The sequence below is a fragment of the Microbulbifer sp. NBRC 101763 genome (assembly GCF_040371615.1).
In the GTDB taxonomy this organism is placed as follows: Bacteria; Pseudomonadota; Gammaproteobacteria; order Pseudomonadales; family Cellvibrionaceae; genus Microbulbifer; species Microbulbifer variabilis.
The window spans coordinates 306,740-321,997 of record NZ_BAABQV010000004.1; the positions used below are offsets into that span (position 1 = coordinate 306,740).

Here is a 15,258-nt window from a genome sequence, read left to right on the forward strand (position 1 = left end):
TAAGAGAATGTCTTCTGAGCGTACAAACGCAGATAAAAGTTACGCTGTTCCTGCGATGCGCCGCATCCGCCGTATCCACTTTATTGGGGTTGGTGGTGCTGGAATGAGCGGCATCGCAGAAGTATTGCAGAACCAGGGCTATGAGGTTTCCGGTTCTGATTTGCGTGAGTCACCGGTGACAGAGAGGCTGCGTAAACTCGGTGTCGAAGTGCAGATAGGGCACAGTGAGGCAAATATTCAGGGCGTAGACGTTGTAGTGAATTCGTCAGCAGTACATGGGGATAACCCTGAGTTGATTGCTGCCCATAACAAGCGTATTCCGGTGGTGCGTCGGGCAGAGATGCTTGGTGAGCTAATGCGCTATCGCTATGGGATTGCTGTTGCTGGGACTCACGGCAAAACTACGACAACCAGTTTGATTGCTGCGATTTTTGCCGCAGATAAAAAAGACCCCACCTTCGTTATTGGTGGTTTGGTCAATGCAGCTGGAGCTAACGCGGCGTTGGGTGAAAGCCGATACCTGATTGCTGAGGCGGATGAAAGCGATGCTTCCTTTATTCACCTGCAGCCTATGGTAACCGTAATTACCAATATTGATGCGGATCATATGGAAACTTACGGCGGCGACTTCGAAAAAGTGAAGCAGATCTTTATCGATTTTGTTCACAACCTGCCATTTTATGGTCTTGCCGTGGTCTGTGGTGACGATGCAAACGTGCAGGAAGTGATACCGAAGTTTTCGCGCCCAGTGCTCACGTACGGTTTTTCTGAGGGCAATGACTTCCGTATCGTCGAGGTAAACCAGGAACCCTTAAGAAGCCACTTTACTGTCCAGCGCCCTGGTGGTGACTTGTTGCGGGTATCAGTCAATACACCAGGTATCCATAACGTACTCAATGCTACTGCAGCGATAGCCGTTGCATCTGATGAGGGTGTCAGTGATGAGGCTATCCGCAAAGGGCTGGATGGTTTCCAGGGAGTGGGGCGTCGCTTCCAAATCTACGGAAATTTCTCAGTTAGTGACGACGGTAGCGCAGAAAAAGTGATGCTGGTGGACGATTATGGCCACCACCCTCGAGAGGTTGCTGCGACGGTCAAGACTGTGCGTGATGGTTGGCCTGAACGGCGACTGGTAATGATCTACCAGCCCCATCGCTATACGCGGACCCGGGATCTTTTCGAAGACTTTGTTCAGGTTCTGTCAGAGGTGGACAAACTAATTTTGTTGGATGTATATAGCGCGGGTGAATCGCCAATCCCAGGTGCTGATGGTCGTACCTTAGCACGCAGCCTGCGCAATCGCGGTCAAGTTGATCCAATATTTGCTGAGACCATCGATCAGGTTCCACCAGTGTTGGCGGATTTGTTGGAGCCGGGAGACATAGTTTTGACTCAGGGGGCCGGGAATGTCGGAGCTTTGTCCCAGAAGTTGGCACAGTGGCGCCTGGGCGAGAAGACTTCCGAGGCTTAAGGTACGGTGAAGTCTGCAAAAAAAAAGCTAACGCGAAAGAAAGATAAGCCAATTCGCGGAGCTAGCCCCATGGGGGGCGACGGCAGCACAGGCAGAATTAACTGGCGTCCCTGGTTGCTGTTATTACTGGTGGCAGGCTTGGTTATTGGGCTTGGCAGTGGAGGATTGTGGTTGTGGCAGCGCCTACCAGCAATCCAGCTGAGTGAAGTGGATACACTGGAGCAGGTTGAGGTTCGTGGCACTTTTAATGCGGTGTCTGAGGAGCAATTAAAAGAAATTTTGTTGCCCTATCTCCAGGCTGGTTTTTTTTCCGCAGATATTCGGGCGATGCGCTCTGCGATAATGGCCAACCCCTGGATTACTTCGGTGTCGATTAGCCGTCATTGGCCTAAGGGTGTTGTGGTTGAGGTGACAGAGGCTCAGCCATTAGCAGTTTGGGGTAAAGCGCACTTACTGGTAGCTAGTGGAGCTTTACTACCGCGCCCAGCGCATATGCGTCTCGGTGCATTACCTGAACTTGCTGGGGACGAAGAGCTGGTTGGACAAATTATGTCTCAATACCAGGCTCTCGCGGGTCTTTTAACTACGCGGGATATGGAAGTAAAACGCTTGTCATTTGATGACCTTGGCGGCTGGCACCTGGAGTTAGTGTCGGGAATTGAATTAAAACTCGGGCATGATGCGTTACTGGAGCGGGTTAACCGCTTCCTTTTCCTGAGTCGTGGCTTGCTCGCGCCGCATTTACATAAGATAGCGGGGGTGGATACCCGTTATGGTAACGCGGTTGCGGTTCAGTGGAAGAACGAAGAAAAGTAAACAGGGATGCAGCGAGAGCTGCTGTTGAAAGTAAAGTTTAAAGGCGAAGCTTGTATCCAGGTGGAATGAATAAACAGACCCTGGACGCAGCCGAGCGAGGTTGGAACAAAAATGACACAAGTATCCGATCAGCGCATGATTGTAGGACTGGATATCGGCACATCTAAAGTAGTCGCCATTGTCGGTGAGGTCTCGGCGAATGGTGAACTCAATATTGTCGGTATAGGCTCCCACCGTTCCACCGGAATGAAAAAGGGTGTAGTAGTCAATATTGAGTCAACGGTGCAGTCCATTCAACGCGCAGTAGAAGAAGCAGAGTTAATGGCTGGTTGCGAGATTCACTCAGTTTATGCCGGGATTGCCGGCAGCCATATTCGCAGTCTCAATTCCCACGGTATTGTTGCCATTAAAGACCGGGAAGTAACCCAGCAGGATCTCGATAGGGTAATTGATGCGGCTCGGGCAGTGGCTATTCCTGCTGACCAGAAAATTCTACATACACTGCCTCAGGAGTACCTGATTGATAACCAGGAAGGAGTGAAGGAGCCGCTGGGTATGTCTGGCGTGCGACTGGAAGCGAAAGTACATCTTGTCAGCGGTGCTGTTAATGCAGCTCAAAATATTGAGAAATGTATCCGTCGCTGTGGCCTTGAGGTTGAGGATGTCATTTTGGAGCAATTGGCCTCCAGTTATGCCGTACTGACTGAAGATGAAAAAGAGCTGGGAGTGTGCATGGTGGATATCGGTGGTGGCACCACTGATATTGCAGTCTTTACCGGTGGCTCGATTCGCCATACGGGTGTCATTCCCATTGCGGGAGATCAGGTCACCAATGATATTGCTATGGCCTTACGTACTCCGACACCGCATGCAGAAGATCTGAAAATTAAATATGCCTGCGCCCTGGCAAAGCTTGCGCGGGAAGGTGAGACCATCAAGGTGCCGAGCGTTGGGGATAGAGCGCCCAGGGATTTGTCTCGGCAGGCGTTGGCTGAAGTCGTGGAACCGCGTTACGACGAACTGTTTACTTTGGTTCAAGCAGAATTACGTCGCAGTGGTTTTGAGGACCTGTGCGCAGCAGGTGTAGTTTTGACTGGAGGCTCTTCAAAAATGGAGGGTGCAGTTGAGCTGGCTGAGGAAATTTTTCATATGCCGGTGAGGCTTGCAGTACCTCAGGGAATTTCTGGATTGACTGATATTGTGAGCAATCCAATTTACTCCACTGGAGTTGGATTATTGATGTATGCGATGCAGCAGGAAGAGGCTGCAGAGGGCAGAATGCAGCCTGCGCGTAACGATAATCCGTGGTGGGATAAAGTAAAGCACTGGTTTCGCGGTAATTTGTAATAGCGTGCAACCAGAATTAGCCGTCCCATAAGGGATTTTTTTTAGGCGTGGCTGTAAAATTCGACATGAGCAAGAAAGGGGAACAGCGATGTTCGAGCTAGTTGATAGCGTACAGGATAAACCTGTCATCAAGGTAATAGGGGTCGGCGGCGGTGGCGGCAATGCTGTTAAGCATATGATGGCCAACGACGTGGAGGGTGTGGACTTTATCTGCGCAAACACTGACGCCCAAGCACTGAAAGATATTCAGGCGCAAACAATCCTGCAGCTTGGCAACACCATTACCCGCGGCTTGGGTGCTGGAGCCAATCCCGATATTGGCCGTCAGTCAGCACTGGAAGATCGCGATCGCATCGCTGAGGTTCTGACAGGTGCAGATATGGTATTTATCACCGCAGGTATGGGCGGTGGTACTGGTACTGGTGGTGCCCCAATTGTTGCTGAAATTGCAAAAGAATTAGGTATTCTCACCGTCGCAGTTGTTACCCGCCCCTTTAAAATTGAAGGGCGTAAGCGCACTGTAGTTGCCGAGGAAGGTATTCTTGAACTGCGCGATAAAGTCGACTCCCTGATTACCATCCCTAATGATCGCTTGCTGGAAGTATTGGGCAGCAAGATCACTATGAAGTCTGCCTACAAAGAGGCTGACAATGTTTTACTTGGTGCGGTACAGGGTATTGCTGATCTGATGATCCGCCCCGGTATTATGAACGTGGACTTTGCCGATGTGCGCACAGTTATGTCTGAGATGGGCATGGCGATGATGGGCTCCGGTTCCGCTATCGGTGAAAACCGTGCCCGAGAGGCAGCGGAAAAAGCTGTGCGCAGCCCATTACTGGATAACGTGAATCTGTCCGGTGCCCGCGGTATCCTGGTGAATATTATTACCGGCAGCGAAGAAGCCGGCTGTCAGGAGCTGACTCTGGGTGAGTACTCAGAGGTTGGTGAGATTGTTCAGGAAATCGCTTCCGACGAAGCTACTGTTGTGATCGGCACCGCGGTGGATGACAAGCTCGGAGATGAGATGCGAGTAACCGTTGTGGCAGCAGGTTTGGGGGAGGGTACCCCGGCAGTTCGCCCTGCTAAGGTGGTGGACAACGCTCGCCGCGCAGATGCGCGAGAGGTGCGTGAGTCTCGTGAGTCCCGCGATATGCGAGAGAGCCATGGCGCAGCTGGTCTGGTGTCCCGTGAAGCTACTGACCCTCGCCCCCGTGTAGAGGTTGAGCGTCCCAAGCGACCAGCACCTGCACTGAATCCTGCTGATGCGGATATGGAGTACCTGGATATTCCAGCCTTCCTCCGCCGCCAGGCAGATTAAGTGTCGGCACCACAGTGGCAGTACACCGCTCATGTCCGCCCGATTCCCGGATCGGGTGTCGCTTCTGTGGTGCGGCTCACCCTGAGTTTGCTCGGATTTTAGTGTAAGCAGTTTTTTAAATAAGGCTTCCTTGGGAATCTTTTAGACTGGCAGGTCGAAAAAAATAAGATAATTAACAATTTTTTACAGTGCTCATGGAGTTTGAGATCTTAGAATGCTGTCTTAGCGACTAGGATGTGGCGCTCCAATCTTTGCTTGGGCTATCCTTTAAGGTAGGTGGCGGATGTTGTAGTGACCACCCCCTCATAATTGGTATTGGCGTCGCAATTATGCTAATATCGGCGGCTTGCTGCGCATTAGGCGTAGACCACCGACTGGGAAAAGATAGTTTCATGATCAAACAGCGCACGCTTAAGAATGCTATTCGCGCCACTGGCGTAGGTCTGCACACTGGTAAAAAGGTTGTCCTAACCCTTAAACCAGCGCCCGTAGACACCGGCATCGTGTTCCGTAGAACCGACTTGGACCCGGTGGTTGAAATAGAGGCCCGTGCAGAGAATGTTGGGGATACCCTCCTTTCCACTACCCTGGTAAAGGGTGATGTACGTATTGCTACCGTTGAGCACCTTCTCTCGGCCATGGCTGGACTCGGCATCGATAATGCGGTTGTTGAGCTGTCTGCCCAGGAAGTGCCGATTATGGATGGTAGTGCAGGCCCGTTTGTATTTCTGATTCAGTCCGCAGGTATTCAGGAGCAGTCCGCGCCGAAGAAATTCCTGCGTATCAAGAAGCCAATTACAGTTGAGGAAGGCGACAAAGTTGCCAGCTTCCTGCCATTTGACGGCTTCAAAGTGTCCTTTACGATCGACTTTGATCACCCGGTATTCCAGGGGCGTAACCTGACGTCTTCTGTAGATTTTTCCAGCACTTCTTTTGTTAAAGAAGTGAGCCGGGCACGCACCTTTGGTTTTATGCACGAAATTGAATACCTGCGTTCCAAAGGATTGGTTCAGGGTGGATCAGTGGATAATGCTATTGTGATCGACCAGTACCGTATTCTGAATGAGGGTGGGTTACGATACGAAGACGAATTTGTGAAACACAAAATTCTCGATGCTATTGGTGATCTGTACCTGCTGGGCACCAGCCTGATTGGTGAGTTCAAGGCATTCAAATCTGGCCACTCATTGAATAATAAGTCCCTACGCCACCTGATGACCCAGAAGGATGCCTGGGAAATGGTGACCTTTGAGGGTGAGCAGGAGGCTCCTATCTCCTACATAAAGCCAATACTGGCAGTATGATCCTCTCGCGAAAAGCCGGCACGACATTGCCGGCTTTTTTACGTGCCTGATTCACAGAGAAGCTATTGGCAATTCTGGTATCCTTGGGTTAATTGAAGTCGCCAGATGATTGGCATGAGGTGTAGCGTACAGATAACGTCTCATATCAGTGGTGATCAAAATTAGAATATGTCGAACTTCTTCCGCTTACTATGAAAGTAATCCTGGTCAATGAGCGCGGTGCAACCCGCAGTTTCAATTTCGGTGGCCTGAGCAAAGCTCTACTGAGCTTGTGCCTGCTCGGCCTTCCGGTAGGTGCTTTTTTTCTCGGTGCAAACCTGCCTGTAGCTAAAACAGACCTGTTTGATGCGCGCACTGCTAAAGCTTGGGAGCGCGCTCTGCGCAAGCAGCAGGAAGAGATTGCGGAGGCTGATCAGGAGGCACGTGAACAGCTGGTGGCCTTAACGGTGAAGCTGGCTGAGCTGCAGGCCCGCCTTACCCGTCTGGATGCCCTCGGTGAGCGACTCACTGCGGCCGCCAATCTCGATGAAGGTGAGTTCGAGTTCAGCGCGGCGCCTGCTATAGGTGGACCTGAAGATCCGGGCATTGCTGGCGCTTCTGAACTCCCCTATCAGCCCCCTGAATTTATCGATGTTATTGGTGATCTGTCGCATCAGGTTGACGATCGCCAGATGCAGCTCAATACCCTTGAGTCCCTGATGGCCAACCTGAAGCTTGAGGACGAGCAGTTTATTGCCGGACGTCCGATCACCAAGGGTTGGATGTCTTCCCGTTATGGGTATCGTACCGACCCATTCACTGGGCGCCGTACTTGGCATAAGGGTGTTGATTTTGCTGGCAAGATGGGCTCCGATGTGGTTTCCGTCGCTGCTGGTGTGGTGACTTGGGCAGATGAGCGCCATGGCTATGGCCAGTTGGTAGAAATAAATCACGGCAATGGTTATTCAACCCGCTATGGCCATAATAGCGAGCTTAAGGTTGGCCTCGGTGATGTGGTAAAAAAAGGGCAGGTTATTGCCCAGATGGGCTCTAGCGGCCGCTCTACCGGCCCACATGTTCACTTCGAAATCTTTAAGAATAATCGCACGGTCGACCCGGCCAGCTACATCCGCCGCACAGGCAGATAACAACTATTCTTCCTTTACGCGTAATTGCCGGCAGCTTGGCATAAGAGTTGCCAGCGGTTGCGCCTTCCTGTTTACTTGCACCCCACGCATAAAGGAGTGTCGGTGCAACAATCTGCCCAGAATTGGCGCCGACAGCGCACATAAGATAAGTGGTTTCTAGATAATGATTGGCAAACTGATTAAATCGGTCTTTGGTTCAAAAAATGACCGCGAGCTGAAGCGTATGCGACGGATCGTGGAAAAGATCAATGCATTGGAAGAGGATTTCCAGAAGCTTGATGACACGGCCCTTCGCGCCAAAACAGATGAATTTAAAAAGCGCATAGCGGATGGGGAAACACTGGACCAGCTGTTACCGGAGGCTTTCGCTGCGGTGCGTGAGGCCGGCCGTCGCACCTTGAGTATGCGTCATTTTGATGTGCAGATGATTGGTGGTATGACTCTCCATGAAGGCCGTATCGCAGAGATGCGTACCGGTGAAGGTAAGACACTGGTAGCGACCCTGCCAGCTTACCTGAATGCACTGGAAGGCAAGGGTGTGCATATTGTTACGGTAAACGACTACCTGGCATCCCGGGATGCCAACTGGATGCGCCCTGTCTTCGAATTCCTGGGCATGAGCGTGGGTGTCATTGTCTCCCAGCAGCACCCGGATGATAAGAAAGCTGCATATCAGGCTGACATTACTTACGGCACCAATAATGAATTCGGATTCGATTACCTGCGTGACAATATGGTGTTGCGTAAAGAGGATCGCACCCAGCGCCCGCAAAACTTTGCGATTGTCGACGAGGTAGACTCGATCCTCATCGACGAGGCGCGTACGCCGCTGATTATCTCCGGTGCCGCGGAGGATTCCTCCCATCTTTATATGGCCATGAACAAGCTGGTTCCTCAGCTTGAGCGTGCGGAAGAGGGGGGGGAAGGTCACTACACGGTAGACGAGAAGACTCGCCAGGTAGAGTTGACTGAACAGGGCCATTTGCTGATCGAAGAGTTACTGTCCCGCAGTGGCCTGATGAAAGAAGATCAGTCCCTCTATGCGCCCGGTAACCTGGGCTTGCTGCATCATGTTCACGCGGCTCTGCGTGCGCATGTACTGTTTAATAAAGATGTGGATTACATCGTGCAGAATGGCCAGGTGGTGCTGATTGATGAGCATACTGGCCGTACCATGCCAGGCCGTCGTTTGTCTGAAGGTTTACACCAGGCGTTGGAAGCGAAGGAAAACGTTCAGATCCAAAGTGAGAGCCAAACTCTGGCCTCTACAACTTTCCAGAATTTATTCCGCTTTTATCCAAAGCTTTCCGGTATGACCGGTACTGCCGATACCGAAGCCTTCGAATTCCAGCAGATTTACGGTCTGGATGTGGTAGTAATCCCTACCAACAAAGATATCCAGCGGGAAGACCTCAACGATTTGGTCTACCTGAGCAAAGAAGAGAAGATGGATGCGATCATTGAGGATGTGAAGTTCTGCCGTGAAAAGCAGGCGCCGATCCTTGTCGGTACAGCGTCTATCGAAACCTCTGAAGAAATGTCGCGCATGCTGCAAAAGGCCGGTATCCAGCACCAGGTCCTGAACGCAAAATACCATGAGCGCGAAGCGCAGATTATTGCCCAGGCTGGCCGCCCTGGTGCAGTTACGATTGCCACAAATATGGCCGGTCGTGGTACTGATATTGTCCTGGGGGGGAACTGGGAAGCCGAAGCTGCGGAACAGGCTAAAGAGAAGGGCCGTGAGCTGGCAGAGAATGAGATTGCTGCAGTAAAAGAAAATTGGCAGAAGCGTCATGACCAGGTAATCGAAGCCGGTGGCTTACATATTATCGGTACCGAGCGCCATGAATCCCGTCGTATCGATAACCAGTTGCGCGGTCGTGCCGGGCGTCAAGGTGACCCGGGTGTAACCCGTTTCTACCTGTCTCTTGAAGATAATCTGATGCGTATTTTCGCCTCTGACCGGGTGAAAAACTTTATGCAGATGCTGGGTATGGAGCGCGGTGAGGCTATTGAGCATCGCATGGTTTCCAACGCTATCGAAAAGGCCCAGCGTCGCGTTGAAGGTCGCAACTTCGATATCCGCAAGCAGTTGCTGGAATACGATGATGTGGCCAATGACCAGCGCCAGGTCATTTACAGTCAGCGTAATGAGTTGCTGGAGGCGGACCAGATTAGTGACACCATTGGTGCGATTCGTGAAGATGTTGTCAATGAAATCATTTCTGCCTCGGTGCCCCCGCAGAGTGTTGAAGAGCAGTGGGATATTCCTGCACTGGAGAAACAGCTGGCGGGGGAGCTGGGTATCGAGTTGCCGGTACAGCAGTGGCTGGATGAAGACCGTACTCTGCATGAGGAGAGCTTGCGTGAGAAAGTGATTGCTTCAGCCCAGGAAGCCTATGCAACCAAGGTCACGCGTATCAGTGAATCCTCTGGTGATGAAAATTTGATGCCGACAGTCGAGCGTCAGATTATGTTACAGGTGCTGGACCAGCTGTGGAAAGAGCACCTCTCCAGCATGGACCACCTGAGGGCTGGCATCGGTCTGCGTGCGTATGCCAACAAGAACCCCAAGCAGGAATTCAAGCGTGAGTCCTTCCACCTGTTCCAGAGCATGCTGGAAAACCTCAAGCACGAAGTGGTGCGAATCCTCGCCCATGTAGAGCCGATGACCCGCGAGCAAATGGATGAATTGGAGCAGCAGCGCCTGGAAGAGCAGCGCAAGCAACAACTGGACTTGCAGCATGCCGCGGCTTCCGCCTTGCCCGAGAGCGAACCACAGCCACAGGCAGCGTCTGTGCCTGAGCGTCGCGGGCCAAAAGTAGGCCGTAACGATCCTTGCCCCTGTGGTTCCGGTAAGAAATACAAGCAGTGCCACGGCAAGCTGGCTTCCTCTCCGCAAAGCTAACGTCTTGGACGAGTTTTAGCGCGTAGATAGAGGCATTTAGCCCGCAAAGACCCCGCCATGAGTGGGGTCTTTTTTATCTCTTTTCAAAATATTCTGCGGCTAGATACTTTTAATCCGCATTAAGCCCTGAATTTATCTTGCCCAATCTTCGTTACGCTTTAATAATGACGCTCTTTTAATCACTACTGGCCTCCGAGAGCGCTTGCTCCCAGTTGGCGCAAAAGTCTTACTGTTATGTCTAGCTCATTACTCCCCCCAGTTAAAGGGGTCCGCCTCGCCAGTGTTCCAGCTCGAATAAAGGACTGGCAGCGTGACGATTTGCTTTTGATCGAAATCTCTAAAGAGGCCTCGGTTTCAGCCACTTTTACCCAGAACTCTTTCTGCGCAGCGCCTGTGGTTGTGGCGAAGGAACATATTTCCAAAGGAAACGTGCGCGCTTTGCTGATCAATGCGGGCAATGCCAATGCGGCCACCGGGAGTCGAGGGCTTAGTGATGCCCAGGCCTGCTGTGAGGCTGTGGCCAGGGCGATCAATATGCGTGCTGAGCAAGTGTTGCCATTCAGTACTGGTGTGATTGGTGAACATCTGCCGCTCCAGCGTTTGCTGGATGCGATTCCCCGTGCTGCCGAGCAGCTGTCAGATAGTGGATGGGACGGTGCTGCGAAGGCCATTATGACCACGGACACTCACCCAAAAACAGCGAGCCGAACCCTGGAGATTGGTGGCGAAGAGATTACTGTCGTCGGTATCGCCAAAGGCTCCGGCATGATCCAGCCAAATATGGCGACTATGTTGGCTTATGTCGCTACAGATGCGCATGTTGCGCAGCCACTGCTTGATAAGATGGTTAAGGAAGCGGTGAATGCTTCTTTTAACAGGGTCAGTGTGGATGGGGATACCTCAACTAATGATGCCTGTGTGCTTATTGCTACAGGAGCGACTGGCAGCCAGATTGAAAACAGCGAAGATCGGGCTTATTCCGCGCTGATGGGGGCCATTACCCAGCTGCATATAGAGCTGGCGAAGGCGGTTGTTAAAGACGGTGAAGGTGCAACCAAGTTTGTCATTGTACAGGTTGAGGGTGCTGCGAGTAGCGCAGAGGCATTGCGTGTTGCTTTTGAAGTTGGCGAATCCCCCCTGGTAAAAACCGCGCTCTATGCCTCAGATCCCAATTGGGGGCGCCTGGTGATGGCGATTGGTAATGCAATCCCGGAAAGCCTGGATACCACCAAGGTCAATATATACCTGGATCAGGTACAGGTGGTGGAAGCCGGAGGGCGCTCAGTAAATTATCTTGAAGAGCAGGGTGAACAGGTATTTTCCAAGCCTGAATTTACTATTCGAATAGAATTGGGCCGTGGCAACTGTAGTGAGCATGTCTGGACCTGTGACTTCTCCCACGAGTATGTCACCATCAACGCCGAGTACCGTACCTGAGGAAGTTGTAGTGACCAGTGTTATTCATGTTGCTGTTGGGGTTGTATCTCGTGATGATGGCAAAATCCTGATTGCCCGCCGCCCGGACCACTTGCATATGGGCGGGCGCTGGGAGTTTCCCGGTGGCAAGGTGGAGGAAGGGGAGAGTGTGCAGCAGGCGCTCTCCCGCGAGCTGCGTGAGGAAGTGGCAATCGAGATAACTGAACTGGTTCCTCTGGTGGAAATTCGCCACGAATATCCAGAAAAAACAGTCTTGCTGGATACCTGGCAGGTAACGGCGTTTACCGGGGAGGCTATGGGTCAGGAAGGGCAAGAGACTGCCTGGGTAGCCGTTCAGGAGTTGGATAACTTTCAGTTTCCCGATGCCAACCAGGCGATTATTGAGGCGATTAAAACCGCTGCGCCATTCTCTTAAAGGTCAGCAAATAAATCAGCTCGGGCCAGTTAGGCCCAAAACTTAGTTGCGGCGCTGCTTGGTCGGGTCCAGGTCGTCACTTAGAACGTCATCATAAATAGATTCACCTGGAATCTTATGCCCTTCGCTGGCCCATTCGCCCAAGTCAATCAGCTTACAGCGTTCACTGCAAAAAGGCTTAAATGGAAACTTATCATTCCACTCCACAGGCTTTTTACAGGTGGGGCAGCTTAAGGTTGGGGTTTCTTTACTTTTGGACATATTAACTTGGAGTATTACTAATTCAGTTGTGTTTAGTGGTGGCCGCCATTTGTAAGTACTTTTGATGCAGTAATTCAACTTGGCCGCGCAGCTCCGCCAGGCCGGCAGAATTGTCCAGCACATCATCGGCTTTATCCAGTCGTTCCTGTCTGCCCAGTTGTGCCGCCATGATTTTGCGAATCTGCTCTTCGTGATTGTTATCCCTTGCAGTGGCCCTTTCTACCTGCAAGTTCTCTGGCAGATCCACCACACAAATCCTGTCCACCAGCTGGTACTGGCCGGATTCAATTAAAAGGGGCGATTCCAGTATCGCATACTGGCTTGGGCTTTGTTCCAGGGAGCTGAGGATCTCCTCCCGTATCAGAGGATGTAGCAGGCCCTCCAGCCAGGCTCTCTCTTCAGTATCCTCAAAAATCAGGCTGCGCAGCTGCGCTCGGTTCAGTTCGCCATTCTCAAGTAAAATCCCAGCGCCGAAATGCTGGGCAATTTTCTCTAGTGCCGGCTTGCCGGGCTGTACGACTACCCTGGCAGCCCAGTCTGCATCTACCACATGGATGCCCAGCTCACGAAAGCACTCAGCGGCGGCAGATTTTCCACTGCCAATACCACCAGTTAAGCCTACCCGGAACAATATGTTGCCTCCTTGAACTAAAAAACTGGGGTTATAAACAAGAAACCCGGCCAATGCCGGGCCGGGTTTATGTTAAATCACTTACTCTGCTAGAGCTAACTGAGAAGAGTTTTCAGTTTGCGAGCCCCGAAAAGTTCAAATACCAACCGATGATCTGATCTCCCCATAACATGGCAATCCAGCCCGCTCCAGCCAAATAGGGGCCAAAGGCGATTGATAGTCTATGGTCTCGCCCTTTGGCCAGGCTCCAAGCAATACCTGCAATAGCGCCTACTGCGGCAGAGAGTACTACCACCAATGGTAATATCTGCCAGCCAAACCATGCCCCGATAGCGGCGAGTATCTTGAAATCCCCAGCTCCCATACCCTCTTTGCCGGTGACCAGCTTAAAGATATGGAATACAAGCCACAGTGACAGGTAGCCAGCAATTGCACCGATCACGGCGTCTTGCAGGGGGGCAAATACCCCCCACAGGTTGATGAACAGTCCCCCCCAGAGTAACGGCAGGGTAAGGTTGTCTGGCAGTAGCTGTTTATCAAAGTCTATGCCGGTGAGAGCGATCAAAACCCAGGTAAACACACAGCCAGCCAGTGCCTGCCAGGTAAAGCCCAGTTGCCACACAATTACTGCGGTGAGAATCCCTGTGATCAGTTCCACCGTGGGGTAGCGTCTGGAAATCGCTGTGCCACAGGAGCCGCATTTACCACGTAGAAATAAGAAACTGATTACCGGTACATTCTGCCAGGGTTTGATTTCGGTTTTGCACTTGGGGCAATGGGAGTGGGGCAACACCAGATTGAACGGTTTATTCAGCTCCTCTTGCTCGGCTTTGTCAGGCTTTGTGTCAAAGTAGCTGTAAAAATCCCGCTTGTATTCGCGCTCCATCATTACTGGCAGGCGCAGAATAACGACATTGAGGAAACTGCCTATAAGTAGGCCCAAAATAAAAGCGCTGCTTAGGAGCAGCGCTGGGTATGAAGCTAACGTTTCGAGCATCGTATTCTTTCTTATACTACTTGACCTAACTGGAAGATAGGAAGATACATGGCAATCATCAAGCCGCCAACCAGAATACCCAAAACTGCCATGATCATTGGTTCCATAAGAGTTGTAAGGTTGTCCACCATATTGTCGACAGCCTCCTCGTAATAGTCGGCAGCCTTTCCCAGCATATCGTCCAGAGCTCCGGACTCCTCACCAATGGCTGCCATTTGTACCAGCATGGTCGGATATAGGCCAGAGGAGCGAAGTGCCGCATTGAGGGGGATACCAGTAGCTACAGAGTCTCTGATCTTAAGCGTTGCCTCCTCATAGAGGCTATTACCCGTAGCACCAGCCACAGACTTTAAGGCATCAATAAGAGGGACACCGGCAGCAAAGGTAGTAGATAGGGTACGCGCAAAACGTGCCGAAATGGAGTTGTAGGTGATTATTCCCAGAATGGGCAGTTTCAATATTAGGCGGTCGAAGAACTCAGCCACTTTTCTGTTGCGCTTTTTGGCTTCGATAGTGCCGCCGATGCTGATTACTACAGCGAGCAGCGCAAAAAACCAATTTTCCTGCATCCATTCGGACATGCCTACTACCAGCTGGGTAAAGGCGGGCAGATCTGCCCCAAAGCTGGAAAAAGTCTCTGCAAATTGGGGGACAACTTTAATCAATAGAATTGAGGTGACTACAATCGCTACCACCATTACCGCAATGGGGTAAGTCATCGCCTTCTTGATTTTTGCTTTTAGAGACTCCGTCTTCTCTTTGTAAGTAGCAATCCTATCCAGCATTGTTTCCAGTGCACCGGATTGCTCACCAGAGGCTACCAGGTTACAAAAAAGATCATCAAAGTAGAGAGGGTGTTTGCGCAGTGCCTCCGCAAATGCAGTGCCCGAAGCCACATCATCACGGAGTTTGAAAATAAGCTCCTTGACACCCAGGTTATCCAGGCCATCGGCAACGATTTCAAAGCTTTGCACCAATGGAACCCCGGCCTTCATCATAGTGGCCATCTGCCGGGTGAATAGAGCGATATCTGCGGGCTTTACTTTCTTTTTGCCAGCGCCAAACAGGGGCTTTGGTTTTTTTTGTACCCGGTTCGCTATAATACCTTGTTTGCGTAATTGGGCTTTTACTAGTGCGGGGCTGGTGCCATTTATTTCCCCTTGAACCTTGGCCCCTTTACTATCCACTCCTTTATAGATGTATGCAACTGCTGTAGCGTTGGCCAT

General features: G+C 51.5%; 13 protein-coding genes. 9 read left to right on the forward strand and 4 right to left on the reverse strand.

Annotated features, from left to right (window positions below):
• Window positions 1–7 precede the first annotated feature (7 nt).
• From murC to mutT, 9 genes are all read left to right on the forward strand, one after another.
• Window positions 8–1,471 carry a UDP-N-acetylmuramate--L-alanine ligase gene (murC, locus tag ABWV76_RS11950; protein ID WP_020412626.1) on the forward strand — a complete coding sequence of 488 codons (1,464 nt, stop codon included), beginning with the start codon at window positions 8–10 and terminating at the stop codon, window positions 1,469–1,471.
• 6 nt (window positions 1,472–1,477) lie between these two features.
• Complete coding sequence (locus ABWV76_RS11955) at window positions 1,478–2,287, forward strand: cell division protein FtsQ/DivIB (RefSeq protein WP_353376034.1); 810 nt, start codon at window positions 1,478–1,480, stop codon at window positions 2,285–2,287.
• 111 nt (window positions 2,288–2,398) lie between these two features.
• A complete protein-coding gene (ftsA, locus tag ABWV76_RS11960; protein WP_020412628.1) occupies window positions 2,399–3,634 on the forward strand; it encodes a cell division protein FtsA in 1,236 nt (411 codons plus the stop codon).
• Window positions 3,635–3,722: 88 nt separating this feature from the next.
• Window positions 3,723–4,952 (forward strand): cell division protein FtsZ, encoded by a 1,230-nt coding sequence (ftsZ, locus tag ABWV76_RS11965; RefSeq protein ID WP_353376035.1) that lies wholly within the window; start codon window positions 3,723–3,725, stop codon window positions 4,950–4,952.
• Between the two features lie 392 nt (window positions 4,953–5,344).
• Window positions 5,345–6,256, forward strand: coding sequence for a UDP-3-O-acyl-N-acetylglucosamine deacetylase (gene lpxC / locus ABWV76_RS11970; RefSeq protein WP_020412630.1), 912 nt, complete (start codon window positions 5,345–5,347; stop codon window positions 6,254–6,256).
• A 191-nt stretch (window positions 6,257–6,447) separates the two neighbouring features.
• Window positions 6,448–7,383 (forward strand): M23 family metallopeptidase, encoded by a 936-nt coding sequence (locus tag ABWV76_RS11975; protein WP_020412631.1) that lies wholly within the window; start codon window positions 6,448–6,450, stop codon window positions 7,381–7,383.
• Window positions 7,384–7,546: 163 nt separating this feature from the next.
• The gene (secA, locus tag ABWV76_RS11980; protein WP_020412632.1) at window positions 7,547–10,291 is read left to right on the forward strand and encodes a preprotein translocase subunit SecA; all 2,745 of its coding nucleotides are present in this window, start codon (window positions 7,547–7,549) and stop codon (window positions 10,289–10,291) included.
• Window positions 10,292–10,525: 234 nt separating this feature from the next.
• Complete coding sequence (argJ, locus tag ABWV76_RS11985) at window positions 10,526–11,728, forward strand: bifunctional glutamate N-acetyltransferase/amino-acid acetyltransferase ArgJ (protein ID WP_353376036.1); 1,203 nt, start codon at window positions 10,526–10,528, stop codon at window positions 11,726–11,728.
• A gap of 10 nt (window positions 11,729–11,738) precedes the next feature.
• Window positions 11,739–12,143, forward strand: coding sequence for an 8-oxo-dGTP diphosphatase MutT (mutT, locus tag ABWV76_RS11990; protein WP_353376037.1), 405 nt, complete (start codon window positions 11,739–11,741; stop codon window positions 12,141–12,143).
• A gap of 42 nt (window positions 12,144–12,185) precedes the next feature.
• On the opposite strand, the gene yacG is transcribed toward mutT, so the two are convergent.
• The 4 genes from yacG to ABWV76_RS12010 form a co-directional block, all read right to left on the reverse strand.
• Window positions 12,186–12,404 (reverse strand): DNA gyrase inhibitor YacG, encoded by a 219-nt coding sequence (gene yacG, locus ABWV76_RS11995; protein WP_020412635.1) that lies wholly within the window; start codon window positions 12,402–12,404, stop codon window positions 12,186–12,188.
• A 22-nt stretch (window positions 12,405–12,426) separates the two neighbouring features.
• Window positions 12,427–13,035: a dephospho-CoA kinase gene (coaE, locus tag ABWV76_RS12000; RefSeq protein WP_353376038.1), complete on the reverse strand. Its 609-nt coding sequence runs from the start codon at window positions 13,033–13,035 to the stop codon at window positions 12,427–12,429.
• A gap of 112 nt (window positions 13,036–13,147) precedes the next feature.
• A complete protein-coding gene (locus ABWV76_RS12005; RefSeq protein ID WP_353376039.1) occupies window positions 13,148–14,032 on the reverse strand; it encodes a prepilin peptidase in 885 nt (294 codons plus the stop codon).
• An 11-nt stretch (window positions 14,033–14,043) separates the two neighbouring features.
• Window positions 14,044–15,258, reverse strand: a complete 1,215-nt coding sequence (locus ABWV76_RS12010) for a type II secretion system F family protein (RefSeq protein WP_353376040.1) — start codon at window positions 15,256–15,258, stop codon at window positions 14,044–14,046.

Excerpts from the sequence above, each read along its gene's own strand:
- murC (WP_020412626.1), top strand. The coding sequence starts at position 8 with ATGTCTTCTGAGCGTACAAACGCAGATAAAAGTTACGCTGTTCCTGCG.
- ftsA (WP_020412628.1), top strand. The coding sequence starts at position 2,399 with ATGACACAAGTATCCGATCAGCGCATGATTGTAGGACTGGATATCGGC.
- ftsZ (WP_353376035.1), top strand. The coding sequence starts at position 3,723 with ATGTTCGAGCTAGTTGATAGCGTACAGGATAAACCTGTCATCAAGGTA.
- lpxC (WP_020412630.1), top strand. The coding sequence starts at position 5,345 with ATGATCAAACAGCGCACGCTTAAGAATGCTATTCGCGCCACTGGCGTA.
- ABWV76_RS11975 (WP_020412631.1), top strand. The coding sequence starts at position 6,448 with ATGAAAGTAATCCTGGTCAATGAGCGCGGTGCAACCCGCAGTTTCAAT.
- secA (WP_020412632.1), top strand. The coding sequence starts at position 7,547 with ATGATTGGCAAACTGATTAAATCGGTCTTTGGTTCAAAAAATGACCGC.
- argJ (WP_353376036.1), top strand. The coding sequence starts at position 10,526 with ATGTCTAGCTCATTACTCCCCCCAGTTAAAGGGGTCCGCCTCGCCAGT.
- yacG (WP_020412635.1), bottom strand. The coding sequence starts at position 12,404 with ATGTCCAAAAGTAAAGAAACCCCAACCTTAAGCTGCCCCACCTGTAAA.
- ABWV76_RS12005 (WP_353376039.1), bottom strand. The coding sequence starts at position 14,032 with ATGCTCGAAACGTTAGCTTCATACCCAGCGCTGCTCCTAAGCAGCGCT.
- ABWV76_RS12010 (WP_353376040.1), bottom strand. The coding sequence starts at position 15,258 with ATGGCCAACGCTACAGCAGTTGCATACATCTATAAAGGAGTGGATAGT.